The 20,895-nt window shown below is 61.0% G+C and carries 13 protein-coding genes; 1 reads left to right on the forward strand and 12 read right to left on the reverse strand.

Annotated features, from left to right (window positions below):
* Window positions 1–247: 247 nt before the first annotated feature.
* Window positions 248–601, forward strand: a complete 354-nt coding sequence (locus tag FHT70_RS28195; protein WP_183706392.1) for a VOC family protein — start codon at window positions 248–250, stop codon at window positions 599–601.
* 124 nt (window positions 602–725) lie between these two features.
* Here the strand turns inward: FHT70_RS28195 and opgC are convergent, their stop codons facing one another.
* From opgC to FHT70_RS28255, 12 genes are all read right to left on the reverse strand, one after another.
* Complete coding sequence (gene opgC, locus FHT70_RS28200; protein WP_183706394.1) at window positions 726–1,964, reverse strand: OpgC domain-containing protein; 1,239 nt, start codon at window positions 1,962–1,964, stop codon at window positions 726–728.
* Window positions 1,965–2,066: 102 nt separating this feature from the next.
* Window positions 2,067–10,586, reverse strand: coding sequence for a glucoamylase family protein (locus FHT70_RS28205; RefSeq protein WP_183706396.1), 8,520 nt, complete (start codon window positions 10,584–10,586; stop codon window positions 2,067–2,069).
* Window positions 10,587–11,039: 453 nt separating this feature from the next.
* The gene (locus FHT70_RS28210) at window positions 11,040–11,204 is read right to left on the reverse strand and encodes a hypothetical protein (protein ID WP_020922541.1); all 165 of its coding nucleotides are present in this window, start codon (window positions 11,202–11,204) and stop codon (window positions 11,040–11,042) included.
* A gap of 124 nt (window positions 11,205–11,328) precedes the next feature.
* Window positions 11,329–11,520, reverse strand: a complete 192-nt coding sequence (locus FHT70_RS28215; RefSeq protein ID WP_183706398.1) for a hypothetical protein — start codon at window positions 11,518–11,520, stop codon at window positions 11,329–11,331.
* A gap of 161 nt (window positions 11,521–11,681) precedes the next feature.
* Entirely contained in the window at window positions 11,682–12,431 is a 750-nt protein-coding gene (locus FHT70_RS28220; protein WP_183706400.1) for an ABC transporter ATP-binding protein, read from the reverse strand.
* Complete coding sequence (locus FHT70_RS28225; RefSeq protein WP_085779796.1) at window positions 12,428–13,261, reverse strand: ABC transporter ATP-binding protein; 834 nt, start codon at window positions 13,259–13,261, stop codon at window positions 12,428–12,430. The genes FHT70_RS28220 and FHT70_RS28225 overlap by 4 nt, the downstream gene beginning before the upstream one ends.
* On the reverse strand, window positions 13,258–14,193 hold the full coding sequence (locus FHT70_RS28230; RefSeq protein WP_097598239.1) for an ABC transporter permease: 936 nt from the start codon (window positions 14,191–14,193) through the stop codon (window positions 13,258–13,260). Before FHT70_RS28230 ends, FHT70_RS28225 begins: the two co-directional genes overlap by 4 nt.
* Window positions 14,190–15,257 carry an ABC transporter permease gene (locus FHT70_RS28235; RefSeq protein WP_183706402.1) on the reverse strand — a complete coding sequence of 356 codons (1,068 nt, stop codon included), beginning with the start codon at window positions 15,255–15,257 and terminating at the stop codon, window positions 14,190–14,192. The genes FHT70_RS28230 and FHT70_RS28235 overlap by 4 nt, the downstream gene beginning before the upstream one ends.
* Before the next feature lie 18 nt (window positions 15,258–15,275).
* Complete coding sequence (locus FHT70_RS28240; protein WP_183706404.1) at window positions 15,276–16,919, reverse strand: ABC transporter substrate-binding protein; 1,644 nt, start codon at window positions 16,917–16,919, stop codon at window positions 15,276–15,278.
* A 99-nt stretch (window positions 16,920–17,018) separates the two neighbouring features.
* Window positions 17,019–18,077 carry a dipeptidase gene (locus FHT70_RS28245; protein ID WP_183706406.1) on the reverse strand — a complete coding sequence of 353 codons (1,059 nt, stop codon included), beginning with the start codon at window positions 18,075–18,077 and terminating at the stop codon, window positions 17,019–17,021.
* 158 nt (window positions 18,078–18,235) lie between these two features.
* Entirely contained in the window at window positions 18,236–19,261 is a 1,026-nt protein-coding gene (locus FHT70_RS28250) for an ABC transporter permease (protein ID WP_085779791.1), read from the reverse strand.
* Between the two features lie 34 nt (window positions 19,262–19,295).
* Complete coding sequence (locus FHT70_RS28255) at window positions 19,296–20,837, reverse strand: sugar ABC transporter ATP-binding protein (protein WP_097598234.1); 1,542 nt, start codon at window positions 20,835–20,837, stop codon at window positions 19,296–19,298.
* Between the last annotated feature and the right edge of the window lie 58 nt (window positions 20,838–20,895).

Raw genomic sequence — 20,895 nt, forward strand, 5'->3', positions numbered from 1 at the left:
TCATTCGAATAGGGTCGCGTCATGGATGCTGGCCTCCATTCCAGCATCCAGCATGAATCACAAATCTGCTGATTTGGGAATCCAGAACCGATTCCGATAAGCAATGATCCGCTCTAGGCAAGGGTAGAGACAGAAGGCGGCGCAGGGGATGTCGTCAGAGGCACTACATGTCTGGCGGCGGGACTGATTGATCGCGCCACCGATCCCCTCTAAATTCTTGTCCTTACCCGATACTCAGGAGAGCGGCATGAAAGTCCTGCGCATCGTTGCCAATATCCAGGCGCCCGACCTCATGGCCGCCAAACGCTTCTATCAGGATATTCTCGGGCTCGATCTGATGATGGATCTCGGCTGGATCGTCACGTTCGGCGCGAATACTTCCATGAAGGTTCAGCTCAGTGTCGCGAGCCAAGGCGGTTCCGGGACTCCGGTGCCCGATCTCTCCATCGAGGTGGATGATCTCGATGCTGCTTTCGAGGCGATGTCTGGCGCCGGCATTCCGATCGAATACGGTCCGGCCGACGAGCCCTGGGGCGTCAGGCGCTTCTACGTGCGCGATCCTTTCGGCCGGCTGGTGAATATTCTCGTTCATAAAAGTTGAGCCGGCGGCATTACAGCGCAGCGCGTCTTTTCAGACGCGCGAAAGGCGCTGCAATGCCGCGGGGCTTTCAATGCGATTTCGGGACGCCGCTAAGCCCGCGGCCGTTCAATCAGACCGGTGGACCCTATTTCCGATTGGTGCGGCGATAGGTATTTGCCGCTCCGCCGACCCGCACAGGCACAGGGACGGCGGCAATCTCCGTCACGAGCTTGTGCTTGATTTTGCCCAGCTGGCGCTTGTGCTCGAGATAATAGGCATAGGCGAATTGTGTCGCAATGCCCGCGATGACGAAGAACGGGCCGACCAGCGGATCCTTGTTGGTGATATAGAGCACGACCTGGCCGATCATGGCGAGGATCGTGCCGGCGACGAAGATGTTCAGCGAATGGCGGCCGAGGATCGTCAGCGGGTGGTCGGCGGGACGCCGCAGGATGCGGGAGAACGCCGGGATGCTGATGATGAGGTAGGTTAGCGCCAGCACATGCAGCAGCCGCGGCAGCGACAGGAAAGTCTTGTCGAAACCGGTGATGACGGTGGGCAGGCCAAGCGCTGCCAGCGAATTACCGAAAATCCAGAGATGGCCGGTTACCCAGACGAAGGACAGCAGGACATAGAAGGCGGCAGCCGCAAACAACAACGGATGCCGCGGGATCGTGCCGCCGCGCTTGATATGCAGGATCGAAATAATGCCAATCGAAAACAGGAACTGCCAGGAGAGCGGATTGAGGAACCAGTAGCCCTCTATCAGCAAATTGTGCGGCGCCACTTCGTAAATGCCGGCCAGCAGCCAGACCGTGCCGGAAACCGCGAGCGCCAGAAGCGGGCTTCGCTCGTTGAGGAGCAGGATGATCGGCACCATCAGCAACAATGCGCCATACATCGGCAGGATGTTGTTGTAGCCGATCTGGTGACCGAGCAGCAGCAGCGCCGGAATGCCTTCCTTCAGGTTCATCAGAACCGCCAGGATGTTGATCTCGACCAGCAGCCCCGGCCGGTGGAACAGCCAGGCACCACAGATGAAGAGCGCCAGCGTCATGAAGGTGGTGATCATATGCGCAAGGTAGAGCGTGAAGGCACGCCGCGCCGCCTTGATCGCCGTCTTGATGCGGCCCCCCGGCTTGAAGCGGGAACCATAGGCGAGACCGACGGCGATGCCGGAGATCAGGACGAAGGCCTCGGCGGCGTCGGAAAAACCAAAATTCTTCGTCGTCACATATTCGAAGATCTGTCCGGGCACATGATTGATGAAAATCATGATCAGGGCCAGGCCACGCAGCACGTCAAGCCTTGTATCGCGCCCCGTCGCAGCTGCGGATGAGGAACTGCGCTCGGTGCCGATGGCTTCGGTCAGCGTGCTTGCCATATGGGTTTCTCCTGTTGTCCGGTTTTGCAAACGCGACGACGGCCAAAAGGGTTCCCTTTTGGCCGTCGCGAATCGCCGTGTTCTTCAGCGTGGAGAACGCTGTTATCCGAGCGGATATCCCTCTTCGGGATCGGTGACTTCGCTGCCGTTGATCGACAGAGTGTAGCCGCTGGCATTGGACGCTTTTGAGACCGAAATGCGGTATTTGACGCCGCCCCGCTCCACCTCCGCCGCAAAACCGTCCCATTCCGACGGAAGCGACGGACGCACATGGAGCCGGCCGTCCTTCAACCGGATCCCCAGAATGCCCTCGACGGCGGCTCGGTAGAGCCAGCCGGCCGATCCGGTATACCAGGTCCAGCCGCCGCGCGACGTATAAGGCTCATGCCCATAGACGTCAGCTGCCACGACATAGGGTTCGACCCGGTATTGTTCGGCCGAAGCCTTGTCGAGCGCATGCGTGATCGGATTGAGGATCTGGAAGCAGCGCAGCGCGTCGTCGCCCCGCTTCAGTTCCGCAAGCGCCATCACCACCCAGGTCGCGGCATGGGTATATTGCCCGCCGTTTTCACGCACGCCCGGCGGATAGGCCTTGATGTAACCGGGATCCCTGGCGGAATTGACGAAAGGCGGCGTGAACAGTCGGATGATGCGCGCCTCCTCATCGACCAGTTGGTCGAGCACGGCATCCATCGCCTTTCCGGCACGAGCCGGGTCGCCTTCGCCGGACAGAACGCTCCAGGATTGTGCGATCGAGTCGATCCGGCATTCCGGGCTCTCCTTGGAGCCAAGCAGCGCGCCGTCGTCGAATGTGCCGCGGCGATAGTAGCTGCCGTCCCACGCCGCAGTTTCGAGCGCCTTCTTTAATTCGGCGAGATGGGCGGACCAGAGGTCCACTCGGGCCGAATCGCCGCGCTCTTCGGCATAGGGAATGAAGGCGCGCAATGCACCCGCCAGGAACCAGCCAAGCCAGACGCTGGTGCCGCGCCCGCCGATGCCGACGCGGTTCATGCCGTCGTTCCAGTCGCCGCCGAGGAACAGCGGCAGACCGTTTGCGCCCTTGCGGGCGATGGCGAGATCGAGCGCCAGGGCCGCATGTTCGTAGACGCTCGCCTTGTCCTCCGAAATCTCCGGTTTGTAGAACGAGTCGTGCTGACCTTCGAGGAGAGCGGGTCCTTCCAGAAAGGCAAGCTCCTCGTCGAGCACGGTCTTGTCGCCGGTGACGCTGCAATAATGGTGGATCGCGTAGCTCAGCCAGACGACGTCGTCCGAAATCAAGGTGCGAACGCCCGCACCCGTTCCCGGCAGCCACCAATGCTGAACATCACCTTCGCGGAACTGCCTTGAGGCGGCATTCAGAATCTGACGCCGGGCGATCGAGGGTTCGTGCATCAGGAAGGCCAGCGTATCCTGCAACTGGTCGCGGAAACCGAAGGCGCCGCTTGCCTGGTAGAAGGCGGTGCGGGCCATGATGCGGCAGCCGAGGCTCTGATAGGGCAGCCAGGTGTTGACGAGATTGTTCATCCCGCGATCTGGCGTGGAGATCTGCAGCCTGCCGGTGAAATCCCGCCAGAAGGCGCGGTTTGCCTCGACCGCATCGTCGAACGAAGACTTGCGGATCTCGGCGATAAAGGCGCGCGCTTCTTCCTCCGTCGGCGTATCGCCTAGCAAGAAGGTGACGTCGCGCTCTTCGCCGGCCCCGAGTTCGATGTCGATCGCCAGAGCCGCGGCCGGATCGCCATCGAGCTCGGTGATGCCCGAAAGCGGGGCTGCGGAGGTGACGGCCTGAGGCATCTGGATCGTGCCAGCCTTGCCGATAAATTCGCGCCGGCTTGCCGAGAAGCTTGAAAGCTTCTCGCTCGCCGCGAAGAAGGCGGTTCGGTTGGAAAAATCGATGCTGTAGGGATTGGTGGCAAACAGCGCCCCCGTCTCCTCGTCATGGCTCGACAGAATGAAGGGCGCAGTGCGTCCCGGGTTGCTGCCAAGAACCCATTCGACGTAACCGTAGAGACGCAGCTTGCGGCCGGTCGAACCGGTGTTGCGCAGGCGCAGGCGCTGCAGTTTCACCGGCTTCTCGCGGTCGATCGTCTGCGTCAGCTCGAGCGCGATCTCGTGCTGAACGGTGGAGAAGACCGAATAGCCGAGTCCGTGGCGGGCTTCGAACCGGATATCCGGCCGGCGCGAAAGCGCTGCGAACGGCGTCATGACGGCGCCGCTTTCGAGATCGGCGAGATAGAAGGCCTCGCCCGACCGGTTGATCACCGCATCGTTCGACCAGGACGTCAGCTGATAATCGCGCGAGTTGACGCTCCAGGTGAAACCTGCGCCTTCAGCCGACACGTGGAAACCGAAGCTGTCGTTGGAAATGACGTTGATCCAAGGCTGCGGCGTCGCATGACCGCCGGGCAGGCGAACGACATATTCGCGGCCGTCGCGCGCAAAGCCGCCAATGCCATTCCAGAAGTCGAGGTCGCCTTCCTCCTCGATGGCAACGGCCGGCACCACGGGCGGCGGCACCGGCGCGATGCGCTTGACCGGCGCCCTGTTGCGCTCGGCGCGCTCCATCTCCTGCAGTTCATCCTTTGACGGCGCAAAGAGGGCGACAGCGCGGTTGATCTGATCGACGACCTTGCCGTTCTTCGCATGCAGGGTGACGCGGGAAGCCGCGATCAATGCCTTGTAGGTGTTTTCCTCCATCAGGTCCTTGCGAACCGCGAAAATATGCTGGCGCAAGCCGTCGGCCTGACCCATGCGGCGTACGTTCTCGCACATGGCGTCGAGCGCGTGTTGCATGTCCTGCGCATAGGAAGAGGCGCGTTCGTTCATGATGACGAGATCGGCGGTGACGCCGCGCGAACGCAGATATTCCTGCGCCAGCAGTGCCTCGCGGGCGATATCGAGATCCATGTCGTCGTCGACGCGCAACGTGAAGATCGGGAAATCGCCGGAGATAGCCAGCGGCCAGAGCGCCGATTGCGATTGCAGCCCGGCCTCGACCGTCGCCTCATCCTTGCGCAGCTGCATGTCGGGATAGACGAGGTAGCGCCCGAGATGCTGGAACGCTGCCGCCTGCTGCGAGGTGACGCCGACATGGCGCATCTGCACCTGCGTGCGCGTCCAGGCCTGGACGAGCTCGTGGTTGAAGGCGTCGGGATGACGATAGCGATTGACCGCCTTGTCGACCTCGTCGCGGCTTGGCGCGGCAATCGTCCAGAAGAACACGCTGACCTTCTTGCCAGCCGGCACCCGCACGGTGCGGCGCAACGACATCACGGGATCAAGCGTGAAGCCGTCGCTGCCGGAAAGTGTCGCACCCGGATCGAACGCCGCCGCGTCGGCGAGGCTGCGGCCGCGACCGATGAACTTGCGCCGATCGGTTTCGAATTCGGTGTGACGGGTGTCGCCGGCATTGTCGACGATCAGATGTGCGAGGCTGATGTTCGGATCGTTCGGATCACGCTTGTTGCGTTCGGCGCGGATGACGTCGCCGCGCTTGCCGATCTCGGTCTTGACGAACATGCGGGCGAATGCCGGATGCGCGCTGTCGGTATCATCCGAGGTGATCACCGGTTCGAGATAGGACGTGACTTCGATGAAACGATCTTCCGTTCCCATGTTGAGCAGGGTGACACGACGGGCTTCGGCATCGTGCTCGGTGGCGATGATGCACTCCACCTCGCTCGTCAGGTCGCCGACCGTCTTGGTGAACTGCGCCTTTTCGTCGGCGAATTCGACCTTGATCTTTTCGCCCTCGACACCCTTCGGCTCCGCTGTCGCCGACCACCATTCGTTGGTGGCGGTATCGCGCAGGAAGATGAAGGTGCCCCAGCGGTCTTCGGTCGGATCGGCCTTCCAGCGGGAAACGGAAAGGCCGTTCCAGCGGGAATAACCGGCGCCCGTCGCCGTCAGCATCATGGAATAATGGCCGTTCGACAGGAAGACGAGCTCGCGGTCGCGCGAAAGGGGATCGCTGATCTTCCTGATTTCCGGCCGCATGAGATCGTCCTGAATGCTGGCCGGCGTATCGGATTCATGCTTGCCGCTCATGACGGGAATGTCGCGGGGCGCCTTTTCCTGCAGCAGAAGCTCCGCCGCCTCGATCACCGGGTCGGAGTGGAAGAGTTCGCGCAGATGGCCGTTGAAGGCGACGTTGGCGACGGCCGCGATCGACATGCCGTGATGGTGGGCATAATAATTGTAGACCACCGCGCATTTCTTGCCTTCCGGCACGCGCGTCGGCGTGAAATCGACCGCGTCGTGGAAGCCGAACTTGCCGAGTGCGCCGACCTTGCGCAGCCTCTGCAGGTTTTCGAGCGCGCCCGGCGGGTCGTACTGGCTGGCCAGCAGCGAAGCATAGGGGGCGATGACGGCATTGTGGCCGAGGCCGCGCTTGAGACCGAGCGTCGGCACACCGAAATTCGTGTACTGGTAATTGAGGTTATGGTCGCGGGCATTGAAAGCCGCTTCCGAAATGCCCCACGGGATACCGAGCTTGCGGGCATAATTCATCTGCTCGATGACGACCAGATTGTTCGTCTGATTGAGAATACCCCCGCCACGCTCCTGCATGACGAGCGGCGGCATCAGATATTCGAACATCGAGCCGGACCAGGAGACCAGCGCGCCGCGTGAACCCACCGGCACGACCTGGCGGCCCAGACGATACCAGTGTTCCGTCGGCAGGTCGCCCTTGGCGATGCCGAAGAGGCTGGTCAGGCGGCATTCCGAGGCGAGAAGGTCGTAGCAGGCCTGGTCGAGTTCGCCGCTTTCGACGCGGTAGCCGATCGACAGCAGGCGCCGTTCCGGCCGGAACAGGAAGCCGAAATCCATCGAGAAGGCGAGATCGCGGGCCTTGTCGCGCAACGCCACCAGGCGCGGCCTGAGGGCATCGACCTTGGAGAGATCGAAGGTGCTGTCTGATATATGCGCCTCGCAGACCTTGACCAGCGACGCCGCCCATTGGGTGACCTCTTCGCTCTGCTTCGACTTGACCTCATGGTCGAGATTGGCGGCGAGCTTTTCGATGTCGCGTGCGAGAACGGCGAGGTTGATGATGCGGATCGAGGCGAACTCGTGCTCGCGCTTGACGGCGGCAAGCGCATTCTGGAAGCCGACGATCCGTTCTTCCAGGCGCCGGCGCAACGGGCGCACGGTCTTGCGGTCGTCGGGCAGGTCCGCCAGCACTTCGCCGAGGATGCCGGCGGTGTCGCCGACGCCGTCGAGATTGCCCTGCATGTGGGCCGACGGCGCCTCAGCCCAGTTGCGGCAGGCCGAGGAAATCGCGATGAGGTGGCCGGCGAGATTGCCGCTGTCGACGGCAGAGACGTAACGCGGCCCGAGCGTCTGCAGCGTATCGGTGTGATACCAGTTAAACAGGTGGCCGCGGAATTTCTCCATCTTGTCGATCGTCGCGATCGTCTGCTCCAGCCGCTCGAGCGTCTCCTCAAAGGAGAACCAGCCGAAATGCCGGCCAGAAACGACGGAGAGCAGATAGACGCCGATATTGGTCGGCGAGGTGCGCGCCGCCACGATGACGTGCGGCGTTTCCTGGATATTGTCCGGCGGCAGATAATTTTGTTCAGGCGTGGTGAAGGTCTCGAAATAACGCCAGGTGCGCCGGGCGATCTTGCGCAGCTCGCTCGATACGGAATCGGCGACCTCGAGCCGGTCCTCGGTCTCGGCCGACTGGCTGACATACCAGGCGACGACAGGCGAGAGAATCCATAAAAGCGCGAAGGGGATGCCGACGAGGAAAGCGTTGCCGCCGGGAAGGGCTGCGAAACCGAGCGCCAGCAGCGCCAGTACCGGCGCATGCCACATCTGCCTGTAATAAGAGGCGAGGGTGCCTTGGCCGCCTGCCTGGACGCTGGCGGCGGTCCGCCACTGCAGCATCAGCTTGCGGCTGACGAACAGCCGGTAGAGCGACCGGCCGATCGCATCCGCCATCATCGCCGCCGAATCGGCGATGAAGACGATCCGCAATGCGACCTGCGCATTGGCAGCGGTGATATCCGACCAGACCGTATAGAGATGGGCGCGGGCGACGATATCGCTGGTGCGCGGGATGATGCCGTTGATGAGCGACAGCGTCGGCGCCACGAACAGGCAGAAGATCAAGAGAATCTGCCAGACGAGCGCGCCGAGCGGACCCATGAAATACCAGCCGAGCACGGAGGCGAAGAACCATGCGATCGGCGTCAGCGAACGGCGAAGATTATCGAACATCTTCCAGCGGCCAAGGGCCGTAACGCCGTATTTCGGATTGAACATATAGGGCAGGAGCTGCCAGTCGCCGCGCGCCCAGCGATGCTGGCGCGAGGTCTCCACCTCATAGCGGATCGGGAAATCCTCGACCAATTCGAGATCGGTGACGAGCGCACAGCGCGCCATCGAGCCTTCGAGAAGGTCGTGGCTGAGCACCGAGTTCTCCTCGATGCGGCCCTTCAGCGAGGCTTCGAAAGCATCGACGTGATAGAGGCCCTTGCCGGTGAACGTGCCTTCGCCGGCGAGATCCTGATAGACGTCGGACACGGTGAAGACATAGGGGTCGAGACCGCGATTGATCGAGAAGACGCGTTGGAAGACCGAGGCATCCTTGCCCGTGGTCAGCGATGGCGTCACACGCGGCTGCAGCACGCCATAGCCGCTCTCGACGCGTCCGGTCTTCGGATTGATGACCGGTCGGTTGATCGGATGATAGAGCTTGCCGACGAGCTTGGTGACGGCATCGCGCATCAGGCGTGTGTCGGCATCGAGCGTCATGACATATTGCACATTGGCGGGCACGGTGTTGGCGCCGGGCAGATAGGTCGTGTCGCGGTCGCCGCGCAGCAGCATGTTCAGCTCATGCAGCTTGCCGCGCTTGCGCTCCCAGCCCATCCACACACCTTCCGAGGGATTGTAGAGGCGGCGGCGATGCAGCAGGTAGAAACGCGTCTTGCCGTCATAGGCATAGCGGGCGGAAAGATTAGCGATCTCGCGTCTTGCATAGTCGAGAACCTCGAGATCGGCAGGCGTTTCCTCGGCATCGCTGTCGGGCCAATCGCTGAGCATCGCGAAATAAATCTCTCCACGCGGATTGGCGAGATAATGAACTTCGAGATTGCGCACCTGATCGTCGACGCTGTCGCGGTTCGAGATCAGGCAGGGCACCACGAGCAGCGTGCGCGCATCCTCCGGAATGCCTTCCTTGAACTCGTAGCCGACGAGGCGGGCCGGGGTGACGAAGAAGGACAGCAGGGTATTAAAGAGACCTGTTGCGCCCTCCGAGGCCGGCAATGAGAACATGATCAGCAGGATTGCGATTTCGATGGCGCCCATTCCGGCACTTGCCATGAACCTGCCGACGATCGCCATGGCGATGATCGTCAGCAGCATGACGGGCAGCGCGATCGACAGCCAGTTGAACCGGCGCACGGCGCGCACGAAGTGCTGGGTGATCGTCGGGCGATAATTCGCCCGCGCCTCGAGCTTCGGCCGTTGCGCGCCGGACAAGAAGCCACCGACATTCGGCTCATGTGGCTGCGGCTCGTCGGAGGCCTTGGCGGCCTCGGTCATGTCGAGCGCCAGCTGGGCGATTTGCATTTCGGTCAGCGGCGAGCGCTTGGCCAGTTTCTCGATCTGCTTGCGGTATTTGTTTCGTGAACCGGAATCGAGGATGCCGTAATCCGAATGCTCCCAGAGCAGCTTGTCGACATGGCTGACCTGTTCGACCCAGACCGACCATTCGGTATCGTCGATCTCGCGCAGACTACGGATGATGTTGCCCATCGTCACGTTGCCGGAAGAGAGACGGCTGTGTTCGGCCGTCGTCGCCTCTTCGGTGTTGCGACCAAGCTCTTCCAGGCGTTCATCGAGCCAGGTGATCGCCAGACTCGACGTCTGTGAGCCGTCACGCAGGCGATAGAGGAACTGCGTCGAGAAGGTATTGTCTTCGGCAAGCGGTTCCAGCGTCTTCAGATAGGCGGCCGCCTTGGCCGGATCGGTCAGGCGCACCAATTCGTCGGCCGCCTCATTGGCGCGCCGGCGCAGGCGGCGGCTGGCTTCGACACGGCTCGAAATGCGGCGAAGGTTTTCCACCAGCACATAGCGCACCAGCGAGGGCAGTGCCCAGAGTTCGCCGATCCTCAGCGTCTCCCTGCTCTGGAAGCCGTCGACCAGCGCCGTCAGGCTTTCCTGCGAGATCGTGCTGTGGGTATGGGCGACGTAGAGCCAGGCAAGCACCAGCGTGCGCGGAATGTCGACGCCGCCGACACGCATCGTCGGCAGTTCGCGGTAGAAGCGCCGGGGAAAGTCGCGCCGCACCTCCTGGATCGCCTCTTCGACGATGTAGTGATTGTCCAGCAGCCATTCCGCCGCCGGCGTGATCGTCTCTCCGGCCTCGACGTCGGTTGCCGTGGTGCGGTAGACGCGCAGAATTTCCTTCTCGTTTTCCTTGTGGCGCGCGAAGAAATCAAAGGGTGCGAAAGCCGGCAGCTTGTCGACGCCGTTGACGACGACCGCTTCGCCCATCGCCTTGATGTCCTCGATGGAAAGATAGGTCGAGCGGATCGAATCATTGTGATCAATCTGCTTCGTATCGGATTCGCGCGGAAGGCTCGGAGAAAGATTGGCAATAGACATGGGTTCGGTTCTGGATCCAAACAAAGTTATGGCTGTTTTGCTCAGCCTTTTGCACTGCTTATCATGACTGCTACATGAACGGGGCCCGATTCTTCGAAGATCGATGAAGCCGGGTGAATGACGTCTGGGCAAGCGATGTAACCGGGCCTAGCCTTGGTCCAGCGCGGCCTGAAGGTCGATCAATACCCTCTCCGCAAAACCATGGCGAAAAGTTGGACACTATCGCGATAATTCAAGTCAAGAATGGTGAGCCGAGCGGGCCGGCGCGCTTGCTGCGCAAGGCAGAGCGCCGTGCATGTCGCAACCTTGCGGCCCGGCCGCGGCTTGTCGATAGGAGGATGGTTCGCCAGATCATGGTCTGGCTGCGCTTTGATCGGGCTTGCCCCGAGCGAGGTAACGCGCCGCATGAGGCGCAGGCGGCCCCGGCACGTGCCGAGGCCTATCATCTGCCGACTATCCGAGGACGCCGCAGACCATTGCCACCACGAACAGGAATGCCGCGGTGAAGATCGTCCCATGGAGCACCGTCTGAAGCCTGTGGCGCGTCGCGTGCGGCTTCTTGGTGGCTACCGAACCATAGTGGTTCACGTGAGTATGCGAAATACCCAGCTCTGCCATGTGTCGCCTCCGTTGTTCTCGTTCGGCCGGTTGTGCGGCTCGCTGTTATATTTCTTATTCCCTATCAGGTAGGTAGATATAAATTTCCTTCCAGAGCGGGCGGAAGAGAAAATTCAACCGCTCTTTAGCAGAGCGTGCGCCATGCCCAGATCAGGGAGCGCTCGATGGCGTTCTCGTTCTGCTGCAGATCGGAGGTCTCGGTCCCGATCAGGCGCCGGTCCTGTTCCGCCGGTATGGAGACCGTGATCTGTTCCTTGCGATCGGCTTTTACGGGAGGATCGAGATAGCCCATGGTCATCCCACCGAGAAAGAACATGCCTCGACCTCCATCGATCACGAAAGCTAACAATCGTTAACAGGATCATGACAGAAGCGCGGCGGCTGTCAATAGTCTAGTCGAATGGTCGTCTTTTAAGGGAACATTATCCTTAACGCCCCCACCGGCCTTTTCTTTTCAATGGCTTGAAATGATTACCTTTAGGCTTTGACGAAACCCTTGCTCGCGATCATCAGATTTTTCGTGTAATCCTCCTTGACCGCGCTCCGCGCCAGCTCTTCCGAGCTCAATCGTTCGACGACATCGCCGCTGCGCATCACCGCGAGCCTTTCGCACATATGGGTGATGACGCCGAGGTCATGGCTGACCATGACGAAAGTGAGCTTGCGGTCGCGGCGTATCTGTTCGAGCAGGTTCAGCACCTCCGCCTGCACCGAGGCGTCGAGCGCCGATGTCGGCTCGTCGAGCAGCAGGATCGACGGTTGCACGATCAGCGCCCTGGCGATCGCCACACGCTGTCGCTGACCACCGGAAAGCTGATGCGGATAGCGGAAACGGAAACCATTGCCGAGACCGACTTCGTCGAGCGCGCGGGCAATACGCTTGTCGCTGTCGGTAACGGCGTGGATCGCAAGCGGTTCGAGCAGCAACCGATCGATCGTCTGGCGCGGATGCAGCGATCCGTAGGGATCCTGGAAGACCATCTGCACGCGCCGATAGAAGGCCTTGCTGCGCTTCGAACCCTTCAACTCTTCGCCGTCAATGCGGATCGCGCCGCCGCTGATGGGCGCAAGTCCAGCAACGGCGCGCAGCAAGGTCGATTTGCCCGACCCGGATTCACCGACGAGGCCGAAAGATTCACCGCGCTCGACCCTGATGCTGACATCCTTCAGCGCATGAAAATCATCGTAGGCGACACTGAGATTGTCCACGTGGAGGGCTGCGCTCATGCCGCCCACTCCGGCTTGCGGTCGAGCACCGGCAGCGGATGGCGGTTCGCGCCGATTTCCGGCATGCAGTTCAGCAGTCCCCTGGTATAGGGATGCTGCGCATGTTTGAGATCGGCAGCCGCCAGCTCTTCGACGATCTTGCCGGCATACATGACGATGACCCGGTCGCAGAAGGAAGAGACCAGCCTCAGATCATGGGAAACGAAGATCAGCCCCATTCCGCGCTCAGAGACCAGCCTGTCCATGATCCGCAGCACATCGAGCTGCACCGTCACGTCGAGCGCCGAAGTCGGTTCGTCGGCAATCAGCAGTTCAGGCCCGGCAATCAGCATCATGGCGATCATGGCGCGCTGTCCCATGCCGCCCGAAACTTCGTGCGGGTGCAGGTCGAAGACACGTTTGGGATCGCGGATCTGCACCGCTTCCAGCATGGCGAGCGCCCGTTCGCGCGCTTCCGCTTTGCCGATCTTCTCATGAGTGCGCAGCGTTTCGCAGATCTGCCGTCCGATCGTCATGACTGGGTCGAGCGAATATTTCGGATCCTGCAGGATCATAGCGATGCGCTTGCCGCGCAACCTGCGCCTTTCGCCGGCGGATGCCTTGAGGAGATCGATGCCGCTGAAATCGAGCCTGTCGGCCGTGACGATCCCGTGTTTCGGCGTCAGCCCCATGATCGCCCGGCCGGTCTGCGACTTGCCGGAGCCGGATTCGCCGACGATGCCGAGCCTTTCTCTGCCGAGCGTGAAGGAGACGCCGCGCACTGCCTCGATCAGGCCAGTGCGGGTGGGGTAACTGACCTTGAGCTTGTCGACCGTTAGAAGCGTCGTCATCGGCCGCTCTCCTTCGGATCGAGCGCATCGCGCAGGCCGTCGCCTAAGAGATTAAAACCGAGACTGACGATGAGAATGGCGATGCCGGGCATGGCCGCGACCCACCACTGATCCAGAATGAAGCGCCGGCCCGAGGCGATCATCGCGCCCCATTCCGGCAGCGGCGGCTGTGCGCCGAGACCCAGAAAGCCGAGGCCGGCCGCTGTCAGAATGATGCCGGCCATATCGAGCGTCACGCGCACGATCAGCGAGGAAATGCAGAGCGGCATGACATGGCGCACGATGATGCGGAACGGCGAGGCGCCCATCAGCTTCACCGCCGCAATGTAGTCGGAACGCCGGACCGTCAGCGTCTCGGCCCGAGCGATGCGGGCATAGGGGGGCCAGGAGGTGATGGCGATGGCGATGACCGCGTTCTGGATGCCGGGGCCGAGCGCGGCGACGAAGGCGAGCGCCAAAACCAACTTCGGAAAGGCAAGAAAGATATCGGTGATGCGCATCAGGGTCGCATCTACCCAGCCTCCGGCATAACCTGAGACCGTGCCGACGATCAGCCCGATCGGCGCGGAGATGATGGCGACGAGCACGACTACGAACAGGGTCAATCGCGATCCATAGATCAGCCGTGAATAGATGTCGCGGCCCTGATCATCCGTGCCGAGCAGGTAGCCGCTCGTTCCCGGCGGCAGCAGGCGGGCATTGCGGAGATCGCCGACGACGGGGTTGTGCGTGGCGAGGAGATCCGCGAACGCGGCGACGAGGAGCAGGGCGACGATGATCAGCAGGCCGACGACGGCAAGCCTGTTGGCCGTGAACTGCCGCCAGGTGACGTAAGCGCGGCCGAGACGGGCCTGCCTTCGCGATTGCGGCCGGTCGGAAAGCAGCCATTCGCGGCGGCTCATCGCAGGAGAGGGGCTGGCAGGAGCCGTCATCGGTTTCGCGTCCTCGGATCGAGCGTCCGGTAGAGAAGATCAGACAGAAGATTGATGCCGATGAAGATCGTCCCGATGACGATCGTGCCGCCGAGCACGGCGTTCATATCGGCGTTCTGCAGCGAATTGGTGATGTAGAGCCCGATGCCCGGCCAGGAAAATACGGTCTCGGTCAGCACCGATCCTTCGAGCAGCCCGGCATAGGAAAGCGCGATGACGGTGACGAGCGGCACGGCGGCATTGCGCAGCGCATGGCCCCAGATCACCCGTGTTTCCGAAAGACCTTTGGCACGCGCGGCGACGATATATTCCTGCGAAAGCTCGTTCAGCATGAAACTGCGCGTCATGCGGCTGATATAGGCAAGCGAAAAATAGCCGAGCAGCGACGCGGGCAGGATGATGTGGCGGAAGACGTCGTAGAATACATCCCATTGCCCCTGCCAGGCGCTGTCCAGAAGATAGAAGCCGGTGATCGGCGTGAAGGTATATTCGAAGACGATGTCGATTCGGCCGGGAAAAGCCACCCAGCGCAGCTGCGCATAGAAGATGACGAGGGAGATCAGCGCCAGCCAGAAGATCGGCACCGAATAGCCGATGAGACCAATGACGCGTACGATCTGGTCGGCGATGCTGCCGCGGCGCACTGCGGCGAGAACGCCAAGCGGCACGCCGACGCAGGCGCCGATCAGCGTTCCCAACGTCGCGAGCTCGATCGTCGCCGGCATGACCCGGCGGATGTCGACCATGACAGGATTGGTCGTCAGCACCGAGTTGCCGAAATCGCCGGACAGGACGCCTTTGATATAGATGTAGAACTGCTGATAGAGCGGCAGGTTGAAACCCATCTCCTGGCGCACCCGCTCGACGACATGGGTGGGAGCGCGGTCGCCGAGAATGGCGAGCACGGGATCGATCGGTACGACTCGGCCGATGAAGAAGGTGACGGCCAGTAGGCCGAGATAGGTGGTGACGGCGGCGAACAGGAAGCGCCCTGCCGCCTTCGCGAAGATGCCGGCACGGCCCTTGCGGGGCCGCGCCTCCCGTGTGGTTTCGATGGTGCTCACGCCGCTAATCCTGCCGGATTATTCCTTGGCGATCGGACCGACGAAGTTGGTGTCGAAGCTCGGCCCCAGCTTGAACTCCTTCAGATTCTTCCGATAACCGGCCACCTCGGTCTGCTGGAAGATGATGACGAAGGGGCTGTTGGCAAGGAACTTCTTCTGGATATCCTCATACATTGCCGCGCGCTTGGCGCTGTCGCGTTCAAGCAGGGCCGCCTTGGTTTGCTTATCGAGTTCCGGCGCTTCCCAGGTGTTGCGCCAGGCGAGTGTCTTCACCGTGCCCGCATCCGAATTGTCAGGATTACTTGTGAAGGTATCGGCATTGGAGTTCGGATCGAAATAATCCGATCCCCAGTTACCAATATAGATGTCGTGGGTGCGAGCGCGATATTTGGTCAGCGTCTGCTTGCCGTCACCCGGAATGATTTCCAGCTTGACGCCGGCCTGCGCCAGCGTCTGCTGCATGGATTCAGCTATACCGGTCACCGGCTGCGTGTTGCGCACATCCATCGTAACCGAGAACCCGTCCGGGAGGCCGGCCTTGGCAAGGAGCTCCTTGGCCTTGGCAACGTCGAGCTTGTAGGGGTTTTCATCCAGGGCGCCCAGTTGACCCTTCGGCAGGAAGGTCTGGTGGATCTCGCCGATGCCCTTGATCAAGGTCGCGCCGATCGCATCGTAGTCGACCAGATACTTGAAAGCCTCCTGGACTTCAGGCTTCTTCAGGTTCTCGTTCTTGTTGTTCAGGCTGACATAGTAGATCGTGCCTTTCGGCGCACTTGTCGTGGCGAGATCGGCATTCTTGGAAACGGCGTCGATATCGCCAGGCTCCAGATTGCGGGCGATGTCGATATCACCAGCTTCGAGCGCCAGCCGCTGGGCCGAACTTTCCTTCATATAGCGGTAGATGACGCGGTTGAGCTTGGCCTTGTCGCCGTAATAATTGTCGTTCCGCTCAAGCACGACGACTTCGTTTGCCCGCCATTCGCGCAGTTTGAAGGCGCCGGAGCCGGCATAACCGGTCTTCAGCCATTCATTGCCGAAATCATTGTCGTATTTATGCTCGGCATCCGGCGTCACCGCCTTCACATGTTCCATCACGAGCTTCTTGTCGACAACCGAGGCGACGGTCGCCGTCAGGCAGTTGAGTACGAAGCTCGGCGCATAGGCCTTGTCCACGGTGAAGACGAAGGTATTGGCGTCGGCCGCCTTGGCCTTTTCGGTGACATTGTCGCCCGTCAGGCCGAACTGGGTGAGGATGAAGGCCGGGCTTTTGTCGAGCTTGACGGCGCGTTCGAACGACCATGCAACGTCTTCGGCGGTAATCGGATTACCGGAGGCGAATTTGAGGCCGGGCTTCAGCTTGAACGTATAAGTGAGGCCGTCATCCGAAACGCTCCAGCTCTCGGCAAGATCACCCTTCACCTTGGACGTGTCGGCGAGATCGAGACGGACGAGCAGGCTGTAGCTGTTGCTGGTGATCTCCGCGGTCGAAAGCTCGAAGGCTTCGCCCGGATCCATGGTGATGATGTCGTCGATGGCAAACCCTTCGACCAGCGTGTCCTTGGGCGTCTCGGCAAAGGCGGCGGGTGCCGTCATCATCAGGAGCGAAATGGCGGCTCCTGCGGAAAGTAGGCGGAAATTGCGGCTGAGCTTGGCGATCATCATGGTCTGTTCCCCTGTTCTTGATTGATTACGAGGCGTTTTGTCGGTCATGTCCCATTAAAATATTGTCCGTTTTCAGTGCGTCGAGAGGCGCGCCGCACTTTAGGCGTGGTCCTCCCGCCAAGCTTGCGCCAGAATACGAAGCCAATTTTCACGGGCAAGTTTCTTGAGGTCGGCCTCACCATATCCAACCTCCCGGAGAGCGGCAATCAGCTTCTGATTGCCGGCCGCGTCGCCGATTTCTTCCGGAATGGTTGCGCCGTCGAAGTCCGATCCGAGGCCGACGCAATCGATGCCGATGCGGTTCACCAGATAGTCGATGTGGCGGATCATATCGGCAAGCGGTGTGTCGCTGTCCGAGCGACCGTCGGGACGCAGCATGGCGGTGGCATAGTTGATGCCGACGAGCCCGCGGCTTTCGCGGATCGCATCGAGCTGCCTATCCGTCAGATTGCGCGCCACCGGCGTCAGTGCATGCGCATTGGAATGGCTGGCGACCAGCGGCTGGTCCGTCGTCTTCGCTACGTCCCAGAAGCCCTTTTCGGTAATGTGGGCGAGGTCGATAAGGATACCGAGGCGATTGCACTCCCTCACCAGCTCGAAACCGGCCTCGGTGAGGCCGGGCGCCGTATCCGGCGACATCGGGAAAGCGAAGGGTACGCCATGTCCGAAGACGTTGTGCCGGCTCCAGACCGGGCCAAGCGATCGCAGTCCCGCTGCATAAAATAGTTCGAGAGCCGAAAGGTCGGGGCCGATAGCCTCACAGCCTTCCATATGCATGACGGCGGCAAAGATCCCCTCCTGCATGGCGCCGCGGATGTCCTTAACCGTCCGGCAGAGCCGCCAGGCGCCTGCCTGGTCGAGCCGCAAAGCGATCGCCGCCATTTCGGTGGCGATGGCAAGCGACGGCAGCGGATCGAGAGGAGCCGCCATCGGCGTGATGTAGCGGCCATCGGCATCCGGATCGGCGAAGACAAGATCGCCCGAGGGAATGTAGATGGCGCAGAGGCCGCCTGAGAGGCCTCCTTCCCTGGCGCGACGCGCATCGATATGGCCGGTCGTCGTTCCGTCTACGAATTCCACGATCGGGTCGCTGCCGTCTTTTGAATGTGTCCAGAGCCGGAGGAGAACGTCGTTGTGGCCGTCAAATACGAATTGCATCTGTCTTCCTGCGCTGCCCGAGCGGGCCAATAAGCGGCAGAATAGAAAAGCTGACGGAATTCGCCACCTCTTTTTTTGGGCATCGGCATTGTGGAGCATCACCAAAAGTGAAACGGGGGCCGAAGCCCCCGCAAAACCATCGGATCACATGGTCGTCCTCAGTGCTTGCGGCGCTTCTTTTGCCGGTAGACGTCGATGACGACGGCCGCGACGATGATGAAGCCCTTGACGATCTCCTGATAATAGGCGTCGATCCTGAGGAAGGTGAAGCCCGAGGTCATGACGCCAAGAATGATGGTGCCGATGACGGTGCCGGTGATGCGCCCGACGCCGCCGGTGAGCGAGGTGCCGCCGATAACGGTCGCAGCGATCGCGTCCAACTCATATCCGACACCCATGCTCGCCTGCGCGGTTTCCGCGCGTGCCGCCGTGACGATGCCGGCGAGACCAGCAAGCAATCCAGCAATCACATAGACTTTGACGAGGTGCGCTTCGATGTTGATACCGGAAACGCGCGCGGCCTGGGGGTTCGCGCCGATGGCGTAGGTGAACTTTCCATAGCGGGTGTAGCGCAGCGCGATGTGGAAGATCAGTGCAACGACGAGGAAGACGACAACCGGCCACGCCTTCGTCCCGATGAAATGAAACTGCTCGGTGATACCGGAAACCGGCTGCCCCTTCGTATACCACTTCGCAACACCTCTGGCGGAAACGAACATGCCAAGCGTTGCAATGAACGGAGGGATCTTCGTATAGGCGATGAGCGCGCCGTTCGCCAGACCCGCCGCCGCTCCGATCAGCAGACCGATCATGATGGGCACGAGCGCCGGAAGATCGGTCAGCGAGGGAAAGACGGCCCGCCCCCAGGTGGAGGACTGGGCGAAACTTGTTGCGATCATCGCCGTCATGCCGACGACGGAGCCCGATGATAGATCGATGCCGCCTGTTATGATGACCTGCGTGACGCCGACTGCGATAATGCCGATGACGGAGACCTGCAGGATCATGATTGTCAGGCGCTGCGAATTCATCAGGAAGCTTTGGCCGATGAAAATCCAGCCGAGCGCTTCATAGATGAGCGCGATGCCGACAAGCACCAGGAAGATGCTGAGTTCCGGCGGCATACGCCGCCGTCTCTGCCGGGTTGCGAGCGGGGCCGTACCCTCTGCTGCCTTGGTACTCATATCAAACCTCCCTTAGGCGATTCCAAGCTGCGCATTACCGCGCAGCCAGTTCCATCACCTTGATCTGCGTTGCTTCATCGCGATTGAGGAAACCGGTCACCAGGCCCTCATGCATGACCATGATGCGGTCGCTCATGCCGAGAACCTCGGGCATTTCGGATGAGATCATGATAACCGCCACGCCGTTTCGAGCCATTTCCGTGACTAGCCGATGGATTTCCGCCTTGGCGCCGACATCGATGCCGCGCGTCGGTTCATCGAGGATCAGGATCTTCGGATGGGTGAGCAGCCAGCGCCCGATCAGTACTTTCTGCTGATTGCCGCCCGAAAGATTTTCCACCCGCTCGTAAAGATTGGGGGTTTTTACGCGCAGCCTTTTCGCCATGTCTTCGCAGGTCGCCTCGAGTGCGCCCTGCTGGACGAAACCACCCTTGACAAATTTGTCCTGCAGGACGGCGATCTGCATGTTTTCCAGAATATCCAAGATCAACAGGCAGCCGGTGTCTTTGCGATCCTCCGTCAGGAATGCCATTTGGTGACGGATCGCCTCGGTCGGCGAGGAAATCGTCACCGGCTTGCCGAACAGTTCGATCCTGCCGGAGCTTGCCGGCGTCACGCCGAACAGCGTTTCGGCGACATTCGACCGTCCGGAGCCGACGAGGCCGGCCACACCGAGAATCTCGCCAGCCCTGACCTCGAAGGAGACGTCCTTGAAGACACCGTTGAGGCAAAGATCCTTGACGGAGAGCACGACCTCGCCGATCGGCACCTGTTCCTTCGGAAACATCTGGGTGATCTCACGCCCGACCATCATGCGGATGATGTCGTCGCGGGTGACGTCGGTCGAGGCGTGCGTGCCTATATATCGGCCATCGCGGAAGACGGAAAACTCGTCGGCGATCTCGAACAGCTCGTTCATCTTATGGGTGATGTAGACGATGCCAATTCCCTCAGACCTGAGGTCGCGGATGATGCGGAAAAGATGCTCGACCTCGCGCTCCGTCAGGGCCGAAGTGGGTTCGTCCATGATGAGGACATCGGAATTATAGGAAACCGCCTTGGCGATCTCGACCATCTGCCGGTTGGCGACCGAGAGGTGCCGGACTTCGATATCGGGATCGATATCAATATTGAGCCGGGCAAACAGCTCCTCGGTCATGTTATGCATCACGCCATGGTCAATGAAACCGAAGCGGTTCTTCGGTTCGCGGCGGATCCAGATATTTTCGGCAACCGTCATGAACGGCATCAGGTTCAGCTCCTGATGGATCATGGCGATGCCGTTCTCCAGCGCATCGAGCGGAGATTTCAGCTGGATCTCGACGCCTTTGAGGCGAATATCGCCTTTATCGGGCGTATAGATTCCGGCGAGGATCTTCATCAATGTCGATTTGCCGGCGCCGTTTTCACCCATCAGCGCATGCACGGAGGCGCGTTTCAGCCGAAACTGCACATCATCGAGTGCGACGACGCCGGGAAACTCCTTGCGGACGCCCTCGGCGCTCAAGAGAAACTCCGCATTCGGAACGGCGCCGCTCGCACGCACGGCTGCCATGGTTGTCGGACTGACGGCCATATCATCTCCTCCGGATACGGACAGACTGAAAGGATGCGGGCAGAGCCCGCATCCTGCC

The organism is Rhizobium sp. BK049, assembly GCF_014193135.1.
Lineage (GTDB): Bacteria > Pseudomonadota > Alphaproteobacteria > Rhizobiales > Rhizobiaceae > Rhizobium.